The sequence below is a fragment of the Laedolimicola intestinihominis genome, assembly GCF_040096155.1.
In the GTDB taxonomy this organism is placed as follows: Bacteria; Bacillota; Clostridia; order Lachnospirales; family Lachnospiraceae; genus Laedolimicola; species Laedolimicola intestinihominis.
Map to the genome: position 1 here is coordinate 32,103 of NZ_JBBMFE010000005.1, position 21,778 is coordinate 53,880.

General features: G+C 51.4%; 16 protein-coding genes and 1 riboswitch. Of the genes, 12 read left to right on the forward strand and 4 right to left on the reverse strand.

The genetic code is table 11. The features are described from left to right. Window positions 1-272: 272 nt before the first annotated feature. Window positions 273-356, forward strand: a riboswitch (cyclic di-GMP riboswitch). A gap of 460 nt (window positions 357-816) precedes the next feature. The 4 genes from gatY to WMO29_RS07065 all read left to right on the forward strand — a co-directional run bounded on the left by gatY (window position 817) and on the right by WMO29_RS07065 (window position 5,953). Beyond that, window positions 817-1,668 (forward strand): tagatose-bisphosphate aldolase subunit GatY, encoded by an 852-nt coding sequence (gene gatY / locus WMO29_RS07050; protein ID WP_178038522.1) that lies wholly within the window; start codon window positions 817-819, stop codon window positions 1,666-1,668. 81 nt (window positions 1,669-1,749) lie between these two features. Beyond that, window positions 1,750-3,531, forward strand: coding sequence for a hypothetical protein (locus WMO29_RS07055; RefSeq protein WP_349164329.1), 1,782 nt, complete (start codon window positions 1,750-1,752; stop codon window positions 3,529-3,531). A gap of 245 nt (window positions 3,532-3,776) precedes the next feature. After that, complete coding sequence (locus tag WMO29_RS07060) at window positions 3,777-5,267, forward strand: HAMP domain-containing sensor histidine kinase (protein WP_349164330.1); 1,491 nt, start codon at window positions 3,777-3,779, stop codon at window positions 5,265-5,267. Then, on the forward strand, window positions 5,264-5,953 hold the full coding sequence (locus WMO29_RS07065; protein WP_349164331.1) for a response regulator transcription factor: 690 nt from the start codon (window positions 5,264-5,266) through the stop codon (window positions 5,951-5,953). Before WMO29_RS07060 ends, WMO29_RS07065 begins: the two co-directional genes overlap by 4 nt. A gap of 141 nt (window positions 5,954-6,094) precedes the next feature. Here the strand turns inward: WMO29_RS07065 and WMO29_RS07070 are convergent, their stop codons facing one another. The 4 genes from WMO29_RS07070 to murC form a co-directional block, all read right to left on the reverse strand. Beyond that, window positions 6,095-7,282 carry a ribose-phosphate pyrophosphokinase gene (locus tag WMO29_RS07070; RefSeq protein ID WP_178039076.1) on the reverse strand — a complete coding sequence of 396 codons (1,188 nt, stop codon included), beginning with the start codon at window positions 7,280-7,282 and terminating at the stop codon, window positions 6,095-6,097. 19 nt (window positions 7,283-7,301) lie between these two features. Beyond that, window positions 7,302-8,276 carry an ATP-binding protein gene (locus WMO29_RS07075; protein ID WP_349164332.1) on the reverse strand — a complete coding sequence of 325 codons (975 nt, stop codon included), beginning with the start codon at window positions 8,274-8,276 and terminating at the stop codon, window positions 7,302-7,304. A 14-nt stretch (window positions 8,277-8,290) separates the two neighbouring features. Further along, entirely contained in the window at window positions 8,291-9,373 is a 1,083-nt protein-coding gene (locus tag WMO29_RS07080) for a DnaD domain protein (protein ID WP_349164333.1), read from the reverse strand. Between the two features lie 338 nt (window positions 9,374-9,711). Continuing rightward, window positions 9,712-11,091, reverse strand: coding sequence for a UDP-N-acetylmuramate--L-alanine ligase (gene murC / locus WMO29_RS07085; protein WP_349164334.1), 1,380 nt, complete (start codon window positions 11,089-11,091; stop codon window positions 9,712-9,714). 480 nt (window positions 11,092-11,571) lie between these two features. On the opposite strand from murC, the gene WMO29_RS07090 reads away from it, so the two are divergent. The 8 genes from WMO29_RS07090 to WMO29_RS07125 all read left to right on the forward strand — a co-directional run bounded on the left by WMO29_RS07090 (window position 11,572) and on the right by WMO29_RS07125 (window position 21,695). Then, the gene (locus WMO29_RS07090; RefSeq protein WP_178039080.1) at window positions 11,572-12,843 is read left to right on the forward strand and encodes a glucose-1-phosphate adenylyltransferase; all 1,272 of its coding nucleotides are present in this window, start codon (window positions 11,572-11,574) and stop codon (window positions 12,841-12,843) included. Continuing rightward, entirely contained in the window at window positions 12,843-13,961 is a 1,119-nt protein-coding gene (gene glgD, locus WMO29_RS07095; RefSeq protein WP_178039081.1) for a glucose-1-phosphate adenylyltransferase subunit GlgD, read from the forward strand. The genes WMO29_RS07090 and glgD overlap by 1 nt, the downstream gene beginning before the upstream one ends. Before the next feature lie 70 nt (window positions 13,962-14,031). Next, on the forward strand, window positions 14,032-14,307 hold the full coding sequence (gene spoVG, locus WMO29_RS07100) for a septation regulator SpoVG (protein ID WP_178039082.1): 276 nt from the start codon (window positions 14,032-14,034) through the stop codon (window positions 14,305-14,307). A 475-nt stretch (window positions 14,308-14,782) separates the two neighbouring features. Further along, window positions 14,783-15,358 carry an aminoacyl-tRNA hydrolase gene (gene pth / locus WMO29_RS07105; RefSeq protein ID WP_178039319.1) on the forward strand — a complete coding sequence of 192 codons (576 nt, stop codon included), beginning with the start codon at window positions 14,783-14,785 and terminating at the stop codon, window positions 15,356-15,358. 43 nt (window positions 15,359-15,401) lie between these two features. Continuing rightward, window positions 15,402-18,755, forward strand: coding sequence for a transcription-repair coupling factor (gene mfd, locus WMO29_RS07110; protein ID WP_349164335.1), 3,354 nt, complete (start codon window positions 15,402-15,404; stop codon window positions 18,753-18,755). Then, window positions 18,752-19,807, forward strand: a complete 1,056-nt coding sequence (locus WMO29_RS07115) for a hypothetical protein (protein WP_349164336.1) — start codon at window positions 18,752-18,754, stop codon at window positions 19,805-19,807. Before mfd ends, WMO29_RS07115 begins: the two co-directional genes overlap by 4 nt. 282 nt (window positions 19,808-20,089) lie before the next feature. Continuing rightward, complete coding sequence (locus WMO29_RS07120; RefSeq protein ID WP_349164337.1) at window positions 20,090-21,151, forward strand: hypothetical protein; 1,062 nt, start codon at window positions 20,090-20,092, stop codon at window positions 21,149-21,151. Between the two features lie 7 nt (window positions 21,152-21,158). Beyond that, a complete protein-coding gene (locus WMO29_RS07125; RefSeq protein ID WP_349164338.1) occupies window positions 21,159-21,695 on the forward strand; it encodes a DUF3877 family protein in 537 nt (178 codons plus the stop codon). The last annotated feature ends 83 nt before the right edge of the window (window positions 21,696-21,778 follow it).

Here is a 21,778-nt window from a genome sequence, read left to right on the forward strand (position 1 = left end):
GAAGTTACATACGGGAGCATGGAACTGCGAGGTTCCGTGCTCCTTTTGCTCTACAGGAAACACTGTGTTGCGTTAAAGCGCGAAAACTATGATTCCTATAGAGCAAAAAGCCCGGAAAGGAGTCTCTATCGGTGAACGAACCTTGCTTCGAACAATAAAAAAACGTATATCTGGGAAGATGACTAATTAACAGATGACGGGAGAAAAAATTTGACAAAAATCTGACTTGCAATATGGAAGGGACTCTGCTAAAATGAACAATATTGCAAAAAGAGAATACTGGGCAAACCTGCTGAAAAGCAGGGACGCAAAGCCAAAAGGGTCTAAGGGTAAAACTATGACAGCCGGTTGCTATTGGAAGTCCGAAAAGAATTCTGATATGTTTGGATGCTGTGATTTGTGCGCCTGTTTTGACGCCTGTTGCAGTATTTTTTATGTAATAGGAAATTTCGATGGAATCCCTATTACATAAAAACTATTATATGATAAGAGCTTTTCGAAGCTGTGTGAGCGGCATAGAAGGGTTACTTATAAGAGGGGAATGTGAGAGATCACGGAAAATACGCCGGGGGCGAAAGCCTTCGGCGTATTTTCGTGTGAGCAAGGTGATAGGACAATGATTTATTCAAAACAGTCGATGGTATCTTCTGTCGCAATCGTAATCGGAACTTTGATGTAATAGAATGCGGGCTTCTGCTTTTTTTGAGATTTTTTTCCGGACAGGAAAACCCCGTTGGAGGTTGCGCTTTTTCGAGATACGGGGTATGATAGATAAGGTGAGAAAGATAACACTGAATCAGACGAGGAGGAACGATCATGTCATTTGTTACATCAGAAAAGATGCTTTTGGACGCACAGAAGGGCGGCTACGCCGTAGGCGCTTTCAATGTGGAGAATATGGAAATGGTAATGGCCGTTATCGCGGCGGCAGAGGAGCTTCGGGCGCCGCTGATGCTGCAGACTACACCGTCCACCATTAAGTACGCGGGACTGGATATGTATCTGGCAAATGTAAAGGCGGCCGCTGAGCGCGCCAGCGTTCCGGTGTGTCTGCACCTGGATCACGGCGATAGCTTTGACCTGGCTATGCGGGCGCTGCGGACCGGCTACACTTCCATCATGATTGACGGCTCCCACAATGTGTTTGAGGAAAATATAGCGGTAACCAAGGCCGTAGCAGACGCCTGCAGACCTTCCGGAATCCCGGTAGAGGCGGAGCTTGGCAAGGTCGGCGGCAAAGAGGACGATCTGGACGGCGGCGAGGGCAATGGTTATACAGATCCGCTGGAGGCAAAAGAATTCGTGGAGCGCACCGGCGTAACATCCCTGGCCGTAGCCATCGGAACCGCTCACGGTGTATACAAGGGAGTACCGAAGCTGGATCTGGACCGCCTGGCTGAGATCCGGAAAGTCGTAGATATCCCGCTGGTACTGCACGGAGCAAGCGGCCTGTCCGAGGAAGCAGTGGTAGAGAGCATCAAGCGCGGTATCTGCAAGGTCAACTTTGCCACAGAGCTTCGTATCGCCTATACCGACGGCGTGAAGGAATTCCTGGCGGCAAACCCGGACGCCTTCGATCCGAAGAAGTATGGCAAGGTAGCCATGGAGCACGTGAAAGCCATCGTGGAGACGCGTATGAAGATGTGCGGCTGCACGGACAGAGTTTAAGAGGCTGAAAAAAACGCAGGGGCTGTGTAACAGCAGCCTCTGCGTTGCGAGCATAATTGGAAATAAATGGGAGAATAGAAAGTGAACGTAGAGACCATGCAGACAGACCGCAGGCGGCAGCACCTGATTTTTATCGGCCTGTTTCTTTTATTACAGGTGATTTTCATATGGAGGAGCATCTACGGCTTCAATACGGCGGATGAGATGTATTTTATCGGCTGTTCGGAGCGTATTTTCCGGGGAGAGAAAATTCTGATCGATGAGTGGAATCCGACCCAGCAGCTCTGTTCCTTTCTGTTACATCCCATTTACAGCCTGATCCGGACGGTCATGGGGTCTACGGAAGGAATTGTGATGGCGAGCCGGTTTGTCTATCTGGTGTACTCCGGCGTGCTGACGCTGTTCTTCTATCTGCGGTTTCAGCGGCGTGGATATGCTTCCTTCGGACCAACGTTTTTGTTCGCGATTTTCGCGCCCTTCAGCATCTGCGCCATGTCCTATAATTCCATCGAATTCGGCATCCTGCCGGTACTGCTGGCGGTGCTCTCGGCGGATATGGAGCATTCGGTGCCGGAATATATCCTGTGCGGCATTCTGATGGCGGTGATCGTGCTGGCGAATCCCTTCGCGGTGCTGATGTACGCCGGGTACGGACTGATTTGCCTGATTGCCACGGTGCGCGGGCGTCGGAGAGGGACGAAGCCGGAGGGCGTGCTGCAGTTTCGGAATTTCCTGTGGATGACCCTGGGCGCAGGTATTATCCTGCTACTGTTCCTGGCCTTTATCTTCCAGCGGGGAACTTTATCAGAGATGCTGGCCAATGTGCCTCACATTGTGGGAGATTCCGAGCATCAGGAGGGGTATCTTTACAAGACCGGGCGGTATTTCCACCTGTGCTTTAAAAATTATAAATGGATGTTTGTGGGGCTTTTATTCGTGTATGGTGCGACCCTGTTTGATAAAAAGCGGTACAGCCATAGCCCTGTATATATGATTCTGGCGGCGGTGTGCGTCGTGCCTTATCTGATTTATTATGGGTTTGTTTTTGAACATATTACAGTGAATTATCAGATGCTGCCGCTGGCGTTCTGGTGCCTGGAGGCTTATTTTGTCACAGAGCATAAGGAAAAGCGGTTGTTTTATGGCTGGTATCTTCCGGCCATGTTGTTCACGATGATTGTGCAGTACGCGACCAATACGGGAATTGTGACCCTGAGCGTGGCTTACGGCATGTGCTCCTGTGTGGGACTGATTTTCGCGGCGGACTGGATGAAGGAAGAGCGACAGCGGTGGCAGTGTGCGCGGCGGGCGGACAGTGGTGGAAAGGCGGGACTGTGCCGGGCGGCGAAGCGCCGGCGGGTGGCATCGCTCTGTATAGCCGGTGTGCTGCTGATACAGTTTGCGGGCACCTTCTGGCTGCGGATGACCTATGACTGGGGCGATGAGCGTGGCTGGCTTCTGGATACCCGGATGGAGCGCGGACCGCTGAAGGGTGTGTATACAACCCGGGGGACAGCAGAATGGTACGCGAACGTGTTGGATGAACTGGATATGCTGAAGCTCACTGCGGATGACGAATTGATGGTGGTGGGCGTGGCGCCCTGGATTTATCTCTATTCGGATGCCGGCTGCGGTAATTATTCCACCTGGCAGGTTCACGAGGGAAGTATCCAGCTCCATGATTATTACGAGCTGCACCCGGATAAATTCCCGGATGTGGTTTATATGGCCCACTGGGCGGAGGAGTTTATGGCCTGCGATTTGTCGCACCTGTTCACGGACAGAGGCTACACCATCGTGTACCGGGGAACCGGCACCGTACTCATGTCCCCGGAGCGGGCGGCAGCTTTTATGGCAGAATAAGAAAAATATGGAAAATAAACGGCAAGGGCGTCGGAGGGTTCCGATGCTCTTTACTTATGGAGTGAATGTTTACAAAAAATTTAGATTTTTTTGAGAGAGTTTCGAAGCGCCCGCCGGGGGAGTATGGTATAATAAAATAGATTTATCCTGTCGGATGGCATTCGAAGGAAATTATATAAAAGCCTAGGACATTCCGTGGATATCCCAGAGAATTGTAATTATTTGTAAAATAAAGAGGGCTCATCATGAAACTGAAGACAAAACTTCTGATTACCTTTTTAATATTAATACTGGCTCCGATTATGTTCACCTCGCTGGCCTTCTTCGGCATCAGCCGCTACCAGATGAACGCGGTCAAGAAGCTCTACGGCGTGGAAAATGCCAGCTATGAGACCCTGTCCAATACGCCGGCCATGCTGAGCCGGATTACCAAGGACGCTTATACCGGGATGCAGGCGAAGTCTGAGAGCGATCCGGACGCCTTCGAGGACACCGCCTATCTGGATTCCGTGAACCTGGATCTGGAGGCCAGGTATTCCTTCCTGGTAGTGCGGAAAGACCAGGATTATATCTATGTAGGAAAGGATACGGATCAGGAAGAACTGCTGGGCAGCCTCCCGGATTATAAGATGCAGGAATCGGATCAGGATGTGGGAATCTATATCGGCGGCGATCTGCAGGCGCTGGTGAAGCAGTTGGATTTCTCTTTTACGGATGGAGAGGAAGGAACAGCTTTTATTGTCACGTCCGTCGGCAGTATGATTCCCGAGGTGGAATCTATGGTAACGGACAGCGTGCTGGTGCTGGTCATGATTTTGATATTCACCAGCCTGATTCTGACGGCCTGGATTTATAAGAGTATCGTTACCCCTATTCACCATTTGCAGGTGGCCACTAAGAAGATTACCGACGGCAATCTGGATTTTGAGATGCCGGCGGGCGGCGACGACGAGATCGGCGAGCTCTGTACGGATTTTGAGGAAATGCGGCGGCGCCTGAAGGAATCCGCTGAGGAGAAGCTGGAGTCCGAGCGGCAGAATAAAGAACTGATCAGCAATATTTCCCATGATCTGAAGACGCCTATCACGGCGGTCAAGGGCTACGTGGAGGGCATCATGGACGGCGTGGCGGATACGCCGGAAAAGCAGGAAAAGTACATCCGTACTATTTACAATAAGGCCAATGACATGGAGCGGCTGATCAATGAGCTGACCTTCTATTCCAAGATTGATACGAACCGGATCCCGTACACCTTTGACCGGATTAATGTGAATGCTTACTTTGCGGATTGCGTAGAGGAGCTTTCCCTGGAGCTGGAGGAACAGAATATCGAGCTGGCTTATTTCAACTATGTGGATGAGGACGTACAGGTCATCGCCGACGCGGAGCAGATCAAGCGTGTCATCAATAATATCGTCAGCAATTCCATTAAATACATTGACAAGCCCAAGGGCTACATTAATATCCGCGTGAAGGACGTGGGCGATTTCGTCCAGGTGGAAATCGAGGACAACGGCAAGGGTATTGCTACCAAGGATCTGCCGCTGATCTTCAACCGGTTCTACCGGACCGACGCGTCCCGCAATTCGTCTAAGGGCGGCAGCGGCATCGGACTGTCCATCGTGAAGAAGATCATCGAGGATCATGGCGGAAAGGTTTGGGCCACGAGTAAGGAAAATACAGGAACAGTGATGTACTTTGTTCTTAGAAAATATCAGGAGGTACCGGCAACATGAGTAAGATTTTGATTGTAGAGGATGAAGAGGCCATTGCGGATCTGGAGAAGGATTACCTGGAGCTGAGCGGCTTTGAGGTGGAGATTGCTTCGGATGGCACCAGTGGCCTGAAAAAGGCTTTGGAAGAGGGATTCCATTTGGTGATTCTGGATCTGATGCTGCCGGGCGTGGACGGTTTTGAAATCTGCCGTCAGATTCGGGAAGTGAAGAATATTCCGATTATTATGGTTTCGGCCAAGAAGGATGATATTGACAAAATCCGTGGTCTGGGTCTGGGCGCGGACGACTATATGACGAAGCCCTTCAGCCCAAGTGAATTGGTAGCCCGCGTGAAGGCTCATTTGAACCGCTATGAGCGCCTGGTGAGCAGCAATGTGAAGGAGAACAGTATCATCGAGATCCGCGGCATCAAGATCGACAAGACCGCCCGCCGGGTCTGGGTCAACGGCGAGGAGAAGAACTTCACCTCCCGTGAGTTTGATCTGTTGGCCTTCCTGGCGGAGAATCCGAACCATGTATTTACCAAGGAGGAACTGTTCCGGAAGATCTGGGATATGGATTCTGTGGGAGATATCGCAACGGTAACCGTGCATATTAAGAAGATTCGGGAGAAGATCGAGGTGAATTCGGCGAAGCCGCAGTATATTGAGACTATATGGGGCGTTGGTTACCGCTTTAAAGTCTGATAAAACATGCCCCATATAGTCCTGCTCCGCAGGAATAAAGTGCTGCGCACGGCGATGGGGCGTTGGTTACCGCTTTAAAGTCTAAATAAGATATTAAAATTGGGAGCTGCGATGCAGCTCCCTTTTGCGTACTTAGAATTATTAATGCAGCTCCCCATTCCGATACCGTGTCAGCAGCGCCTGGATTCTGTCGTAGGGATCCAGGAGGTCGCTGATGGATACGTCGTGGTTCAGGGTATCGATGAGCAGGGCGATGTACTTGCTCATGTCACAGTTTACATAATATGGGCGGCTTAAGAGCTCCGGCGTCTGGTATACCAGATTTGTGGAGAATAGTTTGGTCAGCAGGCCCTCCTCAAAGGCTTTGTCAAATTCCGCCAGTCCGTTGGTAAACAGGGCGAAGGTGCAGAAGACGAAGATACGGTTGGCTCCGCGACTCTTCAGCTCCTTCATAACCTCAATCATGCTCTCACCAGAGGAAATCATATCGTCCACGATGATCATGTCCTTGCCCTCGATATCGGAGCCCAGGAATTCATGAGCTACGATGGGATTGCGGCCATTTACCACGCGGGTGTAGTCCCGGCGCTTGTAGAACATACCCATATCGAGACCCAGCACGTTGGCCAGATAGACAGCGCGGGACATACCGCCCTCGTCCGGGCTGATGACCAGCATATGATTGCTGTCGATCTGCAGACCCGGTGTGCTGTTCAGAAGGCCCTTGACCAGCTGATAAGCCGGAGTCACGGTCTCAAAGCCGTGAAGGGGTATAGCGTTCTGGACACGGGGATCGTGCGCCTCGAAGGTGATAATGTTCTCAACGCCCATGGCAACCAGCTCCTGCAGGGCCAGCGCGCAGTCCAGAGATTCTCGGGAGCTCCGCTTATGCTGGCGGCTCTCATAGAGGTAGGGCATAATTACGGTGATACGGCGGGCTTTTCCACCGATAGCAGCGATGACGCGCTTCAGATCCTGGAAATGGTCGTCCGGGGACATGTGGTTGGTGTAATTGTACAGGTTGTAAGTCAGACTGTAATTGCACACATCCACCATCAGATAAAGGTCATTTCCGCGGACAGAAGCTTTGATGGAGCCCTTTCCTTCTCCGGAACCAAACCGGGGTGTGTAAGCCTTAATCAGATAGGAGTCACGTTCATAGCCGGTGAAGGCGATGTTGGACTTGTGCTCCAGATCGTTGCTGTGACGCCACTCGACCAGATAGTCGTTGACCTTTTTACCAAGCTCCTCACAGCTATTTAAGGGGATCAGGCCCAGAGACCCGACGGGAATAGTTTCGAGAACACGCTGGCTGCGCTGCAATAACATAATTGTTACCTCCGTAAATTTATGAGTTAGTGTTATATAATTTTTTCTTGATTCGAATATCGCTTCCGGGCAGCTGCCGGATGGTGTAGCTGCTGATGATCCGGGAAAGGGTACGCTCAGAGTAGATGCTGCGGAGCGCCTCCATATCCAGATTCGAGGAAATCAGCGTGGACTTTTTACGCAAAATCCGTTCGTTGATACACAGGAAAAATTGGGATACCGTAAAGGAATTCGGCAGCTCCGTGCCCAGATCGTCGATGATCAGCAGGTCACAGTCAAAGAGATAGGGGTAGGTCTGCTGGTAATTCTGCGCGCTACGCTCGCCTCCAAAAGCTGCTTTCGACAGCATATCGAAGAGCTGAAAGGCAGTCAGGTAGACGACGGAATGGCAGCTGTCCATGAGCTCCTTGGCAATGCAGTTGGAGAGAAAGGTCTTGCCGGTGCCCACGGCGCCCAGAAGCAGAAGATTCTGAAACTGCTTATCAAAATTCTCAATGAAGAGCCGGGCTTCCGCCACGGTGCGGCGCATGGAATCCCTGTCATCGCCATCATACCAGTTATACGAGAATGTGTCAAAGTTTTCCTGCTTTAAAACCTCATTTAAATTGGATTGATGATATAATAAATCAATTTCAGCCTGGAGAAAGCAATGGCATTTCTCCGCGCCGATGAAGCCTGTGTCCTGACAGTCCGGGCAGACGTAGACAGGCTTCAGCGCCTCCGACGTCAGCCCGTGGGCAGAAAGAAGGGCGCTGCGCTGCTCCTGAAGGGCCTTCAGACGGCTTTTGAGCCCGTCCCTGCGGGACGGCGCGTCTTCTACCGCAGAGCGTACCAGAGCGGCCTGACAGGTTGTAATATCGGCCTCCAGAGCAGACAGTTCCGGGATATCCTTCTGAATCTGCTCCATGCGCGCTTCATACTCCTGGCGGCTCCGGGCCTGCCGGGCTGCATACATGCGCATGATGGAATCATACTGAGTGTTCATAAGAGACATAAGGCGTCCTCCGGTTATTGGTTAATGAGCTGCTTTTCCAGCTCTTTGAAATCATAGTCCCGTTCCTGAAAATTATGGAAGCGGTTGGGCGCGGTGGGCCGTTTGGGAGCCGTTGACGCGGGTTCCGTCTGAGACTTCCGGTCGCTCCGGTTTCGGTCGGCACTCTGGATATCGTTTAAGGACTTTACACCCTGCTTCATCCAGGATGCCAGAATCTTGTCCGTGTAGGGAAAGCTTGGCTGGTGAATGGCTGCCATGGTGCGGCTGCAGGCCTCGAAAATCACTTCCAGTGAGAAACCGTAGTCCTTGAGCCATTTATCCATACAGGCGATCTCCGCGTCCACCGGATTGCGTCCGGCGATGCCGAAGGCCTTCAGAATCTTGAAATAAGCCCGGTTATAGATGGTCACCTGTTCCCTGGCCTGGGTTACGGTGGTGCAGCCGGCCTGATGCCAGGCACGGGCCGTTGCTTCTATGTAATGGATGCTTTTGTGTCCGCCTGATACGGAGTATTCCACGAGATATTCTATCAGGGACGGACTGAAGCCGAAGATATCGTGTAAATCCAGAATTTTGCTGACCTCGGTGGAGCTTAAGGGCTTGCCCAGATACTGCTCGCAGATGAAGAGGAGCTGCTGGGCTTCGTCGGGGGTCAGGGGATCCTTGGGAAGAGTGCCGGAGGGCGTCGTCGGTGATGCAGAGTCGGCGGAAATTGCAGACGGAGCGGAAGGCGTCGGCTGCGGCTTTGACCTGGTCGTGACTGCGCAATCGGCAGCAGGAAGCTCAGCCATCTTTGCCTCCGGCTCATTTACAATCTGTATCCCGGTCAGATTCTCCGCATTATCATACTGGAGCTTCAAAAGCTTCATCCGCTCCCAGTACTTCAATGCCCGGCGCACGTCGCTCTCGGTATTTTCGAATTTATTGGCAATGAGCTCAATGGAAAGCTCCTGGGTGTCTGACTTCAGGCAGCGCAGAAGATAGAGATAGATTTTCACATATTCGCCGTTGGCTTCCGGCATGTAATTGTCCAGAAAAAGATTCGACACCAGGGTATGTCCGTGGTCGCCGTCTCCCTGTAAAATAAATTCGCTCATGCTGCACTCCTGAATCAAAAATTGTTAGTGTTCACGTTCTTTTCAAGCTCCTATATTGTAGCATAGAATCAAAAAAAAGAGAACAGGCTTTTTTTAACGGGAGCCCCGCAGGGGATGTGTATAAGCAAAAATGTGGATAATGTGGATAACTTTGTGGAAAAATATTATTTGCAACCGGGAAGAGAGAGCCAAAAGTTCCGGAAAGCCTGTAAAACAGGAAGAAACGGCTGATTTACATAAGAAATCGCGTAATTCTTATGTAAACAGGTTGTCCACAAAAAAATCCACATGCATTTCGGTGGAAAAGCACCAAAAAGCATGTGGATAATGTGGATAACTTATTTGCGAAGCAGGTCTTCGCCGATATCTATCACGTTTCCGGCACCCATAGTTATGCACAGGTCGCCGTGCATACATTTTTCCAATAAAAATTTTTCAATTTCCTCGAAGGTCGGGAAATAATAGGCGTCAGTGCCAAGTTCACGGATGCGGTCAGCCAGCTGCTTCGAGCTAATGCCCAGGGTGTCGGTCTCACGGGCCGCGTAGATGTCCGCCAGCACCACATGATCGGCCAGGGTTAGCGCTTCCGCAAAGTCGTTGAAGAAGGCCTTGGTCCGGGTGTAGGTGTGGGGCTGAAACACGCACCAGATCTCCCTGTGGGGATAATGCTGTGCCGCGTGGAGGGTCGCCTTGATCTCCGTCGGATGATGGGCGTAATCGTCGATGATGGTAAAGCCGTTCATCTCGCCCTTATACTGGAACCGGCGGTCTGTGCCGGAAAAGTTCATAAGACCCTTGCGGATGATCTCAGGTGCAATGTGGAGAGAATCCGCCAGAGCGATGGAAGCCAGGGCGTTCAGCACATTGTGTGCGCCCGGTACGTTCAGATGGTACTCCTGCCCCGGTTTACCGTGCTTTATTACACGGAAGGTGGCGTGAGCTGACTCGTCGTAAGTCACATGCTCCGCATGATAATCTGCTTCGGCGGTGGAGCCAAAGGTCACCACGCGGCAGGCCAGTCCATCGGTAATCTCCTGATAATTCTCAATATCGCTGTTGATGATCAGCAGGCCATTTTCCGGAAGAAGTCCCGCAAACCGGTGGAAGGAATGACGGATATCCGCCAGATCCTTGAAGAAATCCATATGGTCTTCTTCTATATTTAATATGATCCCGATGGTCGGGAAGAAATGCAGGAAGCTGTTGGTATACTCGCAGGCCTCTGTCAGGAAGGTCTCGGAGCCCCCTACCCGGATATTGCCGCCGATAGCAGGCAGAATGCCGCCCACGGAAATGGTGGGATCCGCGTCCGCGGCCAGAAGAATCGTGGAAATCATGGAAGTGGTCGTGGTTTTGCCATGGGTACCGGACACGGCAATGGCTTTTTTGTAATTGCGCATCAGCTGTCCCAGAAGCTCCGCCCGGGAAAGCATGGGGATACCCCGCTCCTTCGCTGCCACGAATTCCGGATTGTCCGGGTGAATGGCAGCCGTGTATACAACGACCTCGCAGTCTGCGGGAATATTGGAAGCCTTCTGGCCGATGCGGATCTGCGCGCCAAGCCGGGTCAGATGGTCGGTCAGCTCGGAAGCATGGCTGTCGGAGCCATAGACCGGAAAGCTCTCCTTCAGTAAAATCTCAGCCAGGCCGCTCATGCTGATGCCGCCGATGCCGATGAAATGAATGGGTACCGGATTATGAAAATGAAGTTGATACATACTATACACATCCTCGTTTTTTTTTAAGTTTTGCTGCGGCATATCACCTTGTTTCCAAGAGATTCTCTGTCGCAATTTTTACAGCAATAGTATAGCATTAGAGCGGAAAGTTGGCAAGATTGGGCTTGCCGGAATTGTCTTTGTGCGATCTGCATAACTGAGAATTGGAAATAAGAGGAAAATCATACCCTCATTTTATGAAAAGAAAGGGAAAATAATGTTATCATAGCGTTTTAATATGAATAATAAACAAGAAATTAACAGGATTTTAATACATTATAGATAATATGTCAAAGAAATTCTAAAAAAGCTGTCGCAAAATGTTTAAAATAAAATCAAAATTTTCCAATTTCATGTTCACTATTTACAAATGGTATGGTATAATATGTTAGAAACCAGTGACAGACTGGGAGGGAATTTTGTCACTGGTTGGACAGAATGATGGGACATGAAGGAAAAATTTGGGCAAGAGGTGATTAGGTGATTAAGAAAGAAATGATAGCCATGCTGCTGGCTGGCGGTCAGGGAAGCCGTCTCGGAGTTTTAACCGCGAAAGTAGCGAAGCCCGCTGTATCTTTCGGCGGAAAGTACAGAATAATTGATTTCCCGTTGAGCAATTGCATTAATTCAGGTGTAGATACGGTCGGAGTTCTGACGCAGTATCAGCCGTTGCGTCTGAACACCCATATCGGAATTGGAATGCCGTGGGATCTGGATCGCAATGTGGGCGGCGTAACTGTACTCCCGCCATATGAAAAGAGTACAAACAGCGAATGGTATACCGGAACAGCGAATGCGATTTACCAGAATCTGGATTACATTGATACATATAATCCGGATTATGTGCTGATCCTTTCCGGAGATCACATCTATAAAATGGATTATGAAGTAATGTTGGATTTCCACAAGGAGAATAATGCCGATGTAACCATCGCGGTTATGCCGGTACCCATGGAGGAAGCCAGTCGTTTCGGCATCATGATCACCGATGACAATAACCAGATCACAGAGTTTGAAGAGAAACCCGAGCATCCCAGAAGCAATCTGGCATCCATGGGTATCTATATTTTCAGCTGGCCGATTTTACGGAACGCGCTGATTCAGCTTTCCAGCCAGCCAAACTGTGACTTCGGAAAACATATCATTCCGTATTGCCACGACAATGGAAACCGTCTGTTTGCGTTTGAGTTCAACGGATACTGGAAGGATGTAGGAACCTTAGGATCCTATTGGGAAGCCAATATGGAGCTCATTGATATCATTCCGGAGTTTAACCTCTATGAAGAATTCTGGAAGATTTATACCAAGAGCGACGCAGTGCCGCCCCAGTATGTATCCGCGGAATCGAAGATCGAAAAGAGCCTGATTACCGGAGGAGCAGAGATTTACGGAGATGTATACAATTCCGTGATCGGCGCAGGCGTTACCATTGGAAAGGGAACCGTGGTGCGCGACTCCATTATTATGAAGAATACAACTATCGGTGAAAACTGTACCATTGACAAGGCTATTATCGCGGAGGAAGTCGAGATCTCCGACGGCGTAGTGATGGGAATCGGTGAAGAAGTTCCGAACAAGGTACAGCCGAAGATCTATTCCTTCGGACTGGTCACCATTGGCGAGAATTCCTACATACCGCCGAATGTAAAGATAGGAAAGAATACGGCTATCGCAGGAGATACCACGCCGGATGATTACAACGAAGGCGTACTGGCAAGCGGCGAGACATTGATAAAGGTAGGTGAACGGTAATGAGAGCGATAGGAATTGTACTTGCAGGCGGCAATAATCACAGAATGAGAGAGTTATCCAACAAGCGTGCAGTAGCGGCTATGCCCGTGGCAGGAAGCTATCGCGGTATCGACTTCGCACTCAGCAATATGTCTAATTCTCATATCCAGAGAGTCGCGGTACTGACTCAGTATAACGCGCGCTCCCTGAACGAGCACCTGAACTCCTCCAAGTGGTGGGATTTCGGAAGAAAGCAGGGCGGCCTGTATATCTTCACACCGACCATCACCGCGGACAACAGCTCCTGGTACCGTGGAACCGCGGATTCCATCTACCAGAATCTGGACTGGCTCAAGAAGAGCCATGAGCCGTACGTAGTCATCGCGTCCGGAGACGCAGTTTACAAGATGGACTACAATAAGGTACTGGAATACCACATTGAGAAGAAAGCGGACATCACTGTAGTCTGCAAGGACATGCCGGCAGACACAGACGTATCTCGCTTCGGCGTGCTGAAGACCGATGAAGAAGGCCGGATTACCGAATTTGAGGAGAAGCCGGTGGAGACCCAGGAAAGCACCATTTCCTGCGGTATCTATGTCATCCGCAGAAGACAGCTGATCGAACTCATAGAGAAATGTGCCCAGGAAGATCGCTACGACTTCGTACGTGACATCCTGATTCGTTATAAGAACCTGAAGAGAATATTTGCATACCGCACCACAGACTACTGGAGCAACATCGCGTCTGTAGAGTCCTACTACGAGACCAACATGGACTTCCTGAAAGCGGATGTCCGCAAATACTTCTTCAAGACCTATCCGGATGTATACTCCAAGGTGCTGGATCTTCCTCCGGCCAAGTATAATCCGGGGGCAGACGTGAAGAACTCCCTGGTATCCAGCGGATGTATCATCAACGGAGCTGTAGAAAATTCCATTTTATTTAAGAAAGTGTTCGTGGGGAATAACTGTGTGATTAAGAACTCCATTATTCTCAACGAAGTGTATATCGGCGATAATACTTACATAGAGAACTGCATCGTTGAAAGCCGCGATACAATTCGTGCTAACTCCCGTTACGTAGGAGAGCATGGGGTTAAGATAGTCGTCGAGAAAAATGAGCGTTACGTGCTGTAACGACGGACGGCCCACAAAGCACTGATAAGACAAACTGACCTGCAAAGGGCAGAAGAAAGGGGCAGGAAGTATGCAGATTACAGATGTACGCGTACGGAAGGTGTCAAAAGAAGGTAAGATGAAGGCCGTCGTTTCGATCACCATTGATGATGAATTTGTGGTTCATGATATCAAGGTCATCGAGGGCGAAAAAGGACTGTTTATCGCGATGCCGAGCAGAAAAGCGTCAGACGGAGAGTATCGGGATATCGCACATCCCATCAATTCCGGAACCAGAGATCATATTCAGGGGATCATTCTGGATAAGTATGAGGCTGCGCTGGTAGAGGCGGAAGAAGAGGCTTAGGTGATAAAGAGAACGATATAATGTAGGGGGAAGGCGTCGTCCGGAAGGGGCGGCGCCTTTTTATATGTTATTGGGGATGGAACGGACGCGAACGGATGCGAACGAACGCGAAGCGATAAAATAGGGGGGACGGGATACGCGGATTTCCCTACTCGTCGCAGGCGGCTTATACGCATCTGACCGGCCAACTCGGCCTGCGGTCTCAGACAGGGCCTCCTTCAGATGCTGCCAGCCTGCTCCTCCCTACGGGAAATCCGCTACCATCCCGTCCCCCCCTATTTTTTCGCTTCCCTGTGCATCGAGATAAGGTGCCTCGCCCCTTGCCAACGCCGCAAAACTCCTGTATGATAGGAAAGAACCCTATCGACTCAAACAATCAGCTCTGTGGGATTCGGGAAATCAGGGTGTCCGTGAAAAACCGGACACACGATTTCCGAACCCTACAGAGCGTCCGTCATAAAAGGAGAACAACCCTATGTATATCATCGCCGGCCTTGGCAACCCCACCCAGCAGTACGATCACACCCGCCACAACATCGGCTTTGACACGATCACGTATCTCGCCGACCGCTACCACATCACGATGAACACCAAAAAATTCCAGGCCATCTGCGGCACCGGCGTCATCGAGGGCCAGAAGGTCCTGCTTCTGAAGCCCCAGACCTACATGAACCTGAGCGGCAACAGCATCGGCGAAGCTGTGAACTTCTACAAACTGGATCCCGCCACTGAAGTCATTGTCATCTACGATGACATTGCCCTGGAGCCAGGTTACATCCGCGTCCGCAAAAAAGGCAGCGCCGGTGGCCATAACGGCATCAAGGATATTATCGCTCACCTGGGCACCCAGGAATTTCAGCGTATTCGCGTGGGCGTGGGCGAAAAGCCGAAAGACTACGACCTGGCTGCCTACGTCCTGGGTCATTTCGCAGCAGAAGACCGCAAAAAAGTCGAGGAAGCCATTGCCCAGGCTGCGGACGCCGTAGAACTGATGGTACAGGATCGCGCCGACGAGGCCATGAACCTGTATAATAAGAAAAAACACGAATAGATCATAACAGAGAGAAACAGTGAAACAAAAACAGAGGTGCGGCATGCAAGCATTCATCAAGCCCTTTTGGCAGCTCGGCGCGTACGACCAGATAGCCGAAAAGCTGAAAAAAAACAAGGGAGTCCTCTGGCTCTCCGGCTGCGTAGATTCCCAGAAGGTACACGCAGCCTGCGCCCTGTGGCAGGGCTATTCCCAGAGGCTGATCGTCACATACAGCGAGCAGAAAGCAAAGGAAATCTATGAGGATTGCCGGTACTTTGACCGGAAGGCCGTGCTCTATCAGGCAAAGGATTTCCTCTTTTTTCATGCGGATATGCAGGGCAATCTGCTGGTGCAGCAGAGAGTCCGGGCCTTACAGGCTTTATTGACCCAGGAGGAAGTGACGGTTATCACTACTTTTGACGGTCTGATGGATCGTCTGCGTCCTCTGAAAAAAGTGGAAGATTCGATTTTATGTATCAGCCAGGACAGCATTGTCCAGATCGACGCCCTGGCGGAAAAGCTGAGCCGCCTGGGCTACGAGCGGGAGATTCAGGTGGAAGCGCCGGGCCAGTTCGCGGTGCGCGGCGGCATCGTGGATATCTTCGCGTTGACGGAGGACGCTCCCTGGCGCATCGAGTTCTGGGACGACGAGATAGATTCCATCCGAAGCTTCGATGTGGAAAGCCAGCGCTCCATGGAAAATCTGGAAGAAATCACCATTTATCCGGCGGCGGAACCGATCCCCGATGAAAAGGAGGAGACGGTTAGCTTTCTGGATTATTTTGCACCCGGGAAATCCCTGATTTTTCTGGATGAGCCCACCCGGATTCTGGAAAAGGGCCGGTCGGTGGAAAAGGAATTTGAAGAAAGCATGGCCAACCGCGCGGCTAAAGGTGAAGCATTGCCGGAGGAGGCGCGGCTTCTGTACAGCAGCGAAGAGATCACCGTCCGCCTGAACCGCAGAAACTGTGTGGCCTTAAGCCTGCTGGAGCAGAAAGCACCGGAATGGGAGCAGACAGGCCGCTATCAGATCGACGCTCGCTCCATCAATCCCTACAACAGCAGCTTCCCGACTCTGGTTAAAGATCTGAAACGGTGGAAAAAGGAAAAATATTCCATTATCCTCATGTGCGCGTCCGGAACCCGGGCCAAACGGCTGGCTGCGGATCTTCAGGATGAGGAGCTGAACAGTTTTTACAGTGAAGATCCGGAGCGCGTTGTACAGCCATCAGAGATTATGGTGGTGCATGGCAGCGTTCACAGAGGCTACGAATACCCCATGCTCCGTTTTGCCGTACTCTCCGAGACCGATATCTTTGGCCGGGAAAAGAAGAAACGGAAAAAGCAGAAGACCTACGAGGGCCAGAAGATCCAGAGCTTCTCCGATATCAAACCCGGCGATTACGTGGTGCATGAAAACCACGGCCTCGGCATCTACCGCGGCATTGAGAAGGTAGAAGTCGATAAGGTTATGAAGGATTATATCAAAATCGAGTATGCAAAGGGCGGCAACCTCTATATTCTGGCAACCCAGCTGGAAATGATTCAGAAATACGCCGGATCCGACGCCAAAAAACCCAAGCTGAACCGTCTGGGCGGCAGCGAGTGGACCCGCACCAAGTCGAAGGTCCGGGGAGCCGTACAGGAGGTGGCCCGCGATCTGGTGCTGCTCTACGCGGCCCGTCAGGAGAAGCAGGGCTTTGTCTACGGCCCGGATACAGTCTGGCAGACCGAGTTTGAAGAGCTGTTTCCTTTTGAGGAGACCGAGGATCAGCAGCTGGCCATCGAAGCCACCAAGCGGGATATGGAAAGCACGAAAATTATGGATCGCCTGATCTGCGGCGATGTGGGTTACGGCAAAACCGAGATCGCCATCCGTGCCGCCTTCAAGGCCGTGCAGGAGAATAAGCAGGTGGTTTATCTGGTGCCGACCACAATATTGGCCCAGCAGCATTATAATACCTTCATCCAGCGAATGAAGGATTTCCCGGTGCGCATCGATCTGTTGTCCCGATTCCGGACGCCGGGCGAGATTAAGAAATCCATTGCCGACCTGAAAAAGGGTCTGGTGGATATCGTCATCGGCACCCATCGGGTGCTGTCCGCCGACGTGGAATTCAAGGATCTGGGACTTCTGATTATCGACGAGGAGCAGCGCTTCGGCGTGGCCCACAAAGAAAAAATCAAGAAGCTGAAGGAAAATGTGGACGTCCTGACCCTGACCGCCACGCCGATTCCGCGTACCCTGCACATGAGTCTCATCGGCATCCGGGACATGAGCGTGCTGGAGGAAGCGCCCCAGGATCGTCTGCCCATCCAGACCTATGTGATGGAATATGACAGTGAAATGGTTCGGGCTGCCATCAGCCGGGAGCTGTCCCGGGGCGGTCAGGTATATTATGTATACAATCGTGTAAATAACATTGCCGAGGTGGCGGCCCAGGTGGCCGAGCTGGTACCGGAGGCCACCGTGGCCTTTGCCCACGGCCAGATGAAAGAGCACGAGCTGGAGCGTATCATGTTTGATTTCATCAATGGGGAAATCGACGTACTGGTGTCCACCACCATCATTGAGACCGGGCTGGATATCTCCAACGCCAACACCATGATTATCCACGATGCGGATAATCTGGGTCTGTCCCAGCTCTATCAGCTCCGTGGCCGTGTGGGCCGTTCCAATCGTACATCCTATGCTTTCCTGATGTATAAGCGGGATAAGATGCTCAAAGAAGTGGCGGAGAAACGTCTGGGCGCCATCCGGGAATTTACCGAGCTGGGCAGCGGCTTCAAAATCGCCATGCGGGATCTGGAGATCCGGGGTGCGGGTAATCTTCTGGGTGAGCAGCAGCATGGCCATATGGAGGCTGTCGGCTACGACCTGTATTGTAAGATGCTGAACGAGGCCGTCAAGCGGGAAAAGGGTCTCAGTTGGGAGGAGGACGAATTCCAGACTCTGGTGGATATGGATATCGACGCCTATATCCCAACCACCTATATTCGCAGCGAAAGCCAGAAGCTGGATATCTACAAGCGTATCGCCGGTATCGAGACCTTCGAAGAGAGTGAAGACATGCAGGATGAGCTTCTGGACCGTTTCGGCGATCTTCCGAAGGCCGTACAGAATCTTCTTGCCGTAGCCTGTCTGAAAATCAGGGCTCACAACGTATATGTTAAGGAGATAGTTGAGAAACCTGATGAGATACGGCTGGCTCTGTATGAAAAGGCAAAGCTGAATCCGGCGGCTTTCCCAGAATTTCTCGCCCGCTTCAACGGACGGATGAAATTCATCAAGGGAGAGAAACCGGCGTTCTGCTACCGCCGTCAGAAGAACAGCCGCGGCGAGGAGGCGGATCCCCTGAAGCTGGCGGAGAGCATCCTCGACAAAATGCAGGATTTGCTGGAGGAGCGTACATGAGAAAAAGGTTAAAGAAGCTGGGAATCCTTATGATGCTGGCAGCTGTGGCTCTGGCCGGGTGCGGCAAAAAGGAGGCGGGAGTCCCCCGGGTCCTTGAGCAGGAGAGCGGAACCACCCTGGCCACTCTGGGCGACGAACCTATTTACCTGGAGGAAGCCCTGTTCTATACCAGGATGCTGCAGGAGCAGTGGGAATATGTCTACTATGAAAGCTTCGGGGAAACTATGTGGCAGCAGGAGGCGGACGACAGTGGTCAGACCCTGGAGGAGCTTTTGAAAAGCAGCGTGCTGGATACCCTGACGGAGCTCCATCTGCTCTGCGCCCACGCGGGAGAATACGGCGTGAGCCTGACCGACGGGGAGCAGGAGGAGATCGCCCGCCGGGCACAGAATTTTATGGAAAATAATACAAAGGCGGTGCTGGAGGCGGCAGGCGCGGATCGGGAAAGTGTGGAGCGTTATCTTGCCCGGAATGAACTGGCCGGAAAGGTGGCGGAAGCCATCCGGGCGGATTATGAGCCGGAGATAAGCGAAGAAGAGGCACAGGTGGGCAGATTGACCTACGCGCTGTTTTCTAATACGGGACTTTATGATGTGGAGGGTAATTTCACGCCATTTACAGAGGAGGAGTTAGCCAAAATTCAGCAGGAAGCGGATGACTTCGCAGCGCTGGCGGCGGATTTGGGCGATATTTCCGCTGCAGGCGAACAATTTCCCCACACGGTTATCGACGTGTATTTTAATGAGGACACTGACGGAGGAGCCCACCCGGATGTGGCGGGGAAAGCCCGGGAGCTGCCGGTGGGCGGCGTGTCCGGTGTGATTGCCAGCGACGAGGGCTGGTATGTGGTGCAGCATGTCTCAGATCTGGATGCGGACGCCACGTCGGATCGGCTGGAGGAACTGAAAGAATCCGCAAAACAGGAATATTTACAGAATCTGGAAGATTCCTGGGCGAAGGAAACGCCGCTAAAAGTGGATGAAAATGTCTGGGAGACGGTGCAAATCGACGGCTTGATCACCGAGATTGGCGGAGACGGAAGCCACGAATGATACGCAGCTGTGAAAAGAGCGTGAAATCTCGCAGGAAACGCAAGAAAGCCTTGCCCACAGCGGAAAAAGCGTCTATAATAAACCCAGAATGTTACTGTTCCCTTTCTTCACAGTAATACGCTTGCGATGCACAGAAATCGCATCTTATGCGGTTTCGCGCTGAAGAGCTCGGGATTTCCGCACATTTTGTACGGAAACACCTGGCGGAATGATGTAAGTGGACAGTAGTTTTAGAATACTCCGTTTTTCAGAGAAGAAGCGGGCAGGAAAGGATTTACGGAAATGATGAAAAAAGGAATCGCAGTTCTGGCAGCAGGTCTGATGCTTGCAGGCTCACTGACAGGATGTGGAAAAGGCAATACACTGGACGGTACGCAGACTGTGGCAGTGATGGATGAGACGACCAATGTGCCGCTGGCAGAGGTAAGCTTTCTGCTTCGTTATCAGCAGGCGCAGATGGAATCCTACTACGGGGCCATGCTTGGCATGACCAATGTGTATGGACAGGATCTGTCCGGTACCGGAACCGTATACGGCGAGACAGCGAAGCAGAGCCTGATGGAGCAGTTTAACCAGATGTATGTACTGGAAGCAGAGGCGGCAAATTACGGCGTAGAGCTGACAGACGACGAGAAGACCGCTATTTCCGATGCGGCTGCCCAGTTCATGAAGGATAATTCCGCAGGCGTGCAGAAGACCCTGGGCGTAACCGAGGCGGATGTGGAGCATGTGCTGACCCTGATGACTATCCAGGAGAAGATGTACGCGCCGCTGACCGAAGATGTGGATACTGAGGTTTCCGATGAGGAAGCGGCTCAGAAGCGCATTGTCTATGTATACATGTCTACTGCAGGTACTGAGACGGATGAGGATGGCAATACGGTTGACCTGACGGATGAGGAGAAGGCAGCAAAGAAGCAGGAGCTTCAGGACATTCTGGACGCGGCAGCAGAGAGTGGAGATCTGAAGGCAGCAGTAGACGCAGCTAATGAGAATCGCGATGAGAATTCCCAGCTTTCAGCCAGCGAGACCACTTACGGCGCGGACAGTACCACACCGGCAGAAGAGGTTCGTACAGCGGCAGACGCGCTGAAGGACGGCGAACTGGCTCCGATTATCGAGACAGATACCGGATATTATGCGGTACAGATGGTCAGCACCTTTGATGAGGAAGCGACCGCCAATAAGAAAGATTCCATCGTAACCGAGCGTAAGAATACCCTGTATCAGGAAAAATGCGCGGATCTGGAAGAACAGCATTCTTTTGATATCAAGGATGACGTACTGGCAGAGCTGACCTTTGATCGGATTTATACACTGAACACCGGAAGTACGGAGAAATAAAATCATTATGGGAAAAGAGAGACTGGAACAGAATCTCATTGACCAGATGAAAGAGGCCCAGCTGAAGCTTGGGTTTGAAGAGGAGACCATGAGGCTTTACTACCCCGTGGCCTCCTTGAATCTTTTACTGGGAACAAATTGTGAGACAGCGAAGGAAATGGTAGCGGAGCTTACGGATTTATTTGCGGATGGAACGGGCGTGCTGGGGGCTATGAGCTTCCGGGTAAGTGCAGGACGTATCGAGGTCAGTGTACCGCCGGCGGGAGCCCGCTATGTGCATGAGCATATGGGTGATGTGGCATTCTTAAAGGCCATTATCGACCTGTTTTCCAATCCCCACGACAAGAGTGTGGAGGATGTGAAGAAGGTCTTCGGACAGTTTGGAGCTTATATCTGCGAGGAGATGCCGGAGGGCTCTGATTTCGACGAGGCCCTGTATTTTGAAGATCCGTCCATAGACGAGTATTATTACTGCGTAAAAGAAGAGATGGGCCATCTCATTTACCATCGCTTTCTGAAAGAGGATTACCAGAAATTGTTGTAATAATTTTGTAAAAATTTCAGCTGCGGCGGTTGAAAACCGCAGATAGAGGTGTTATATTATAGAAGACAATGACTGCCAGTCGA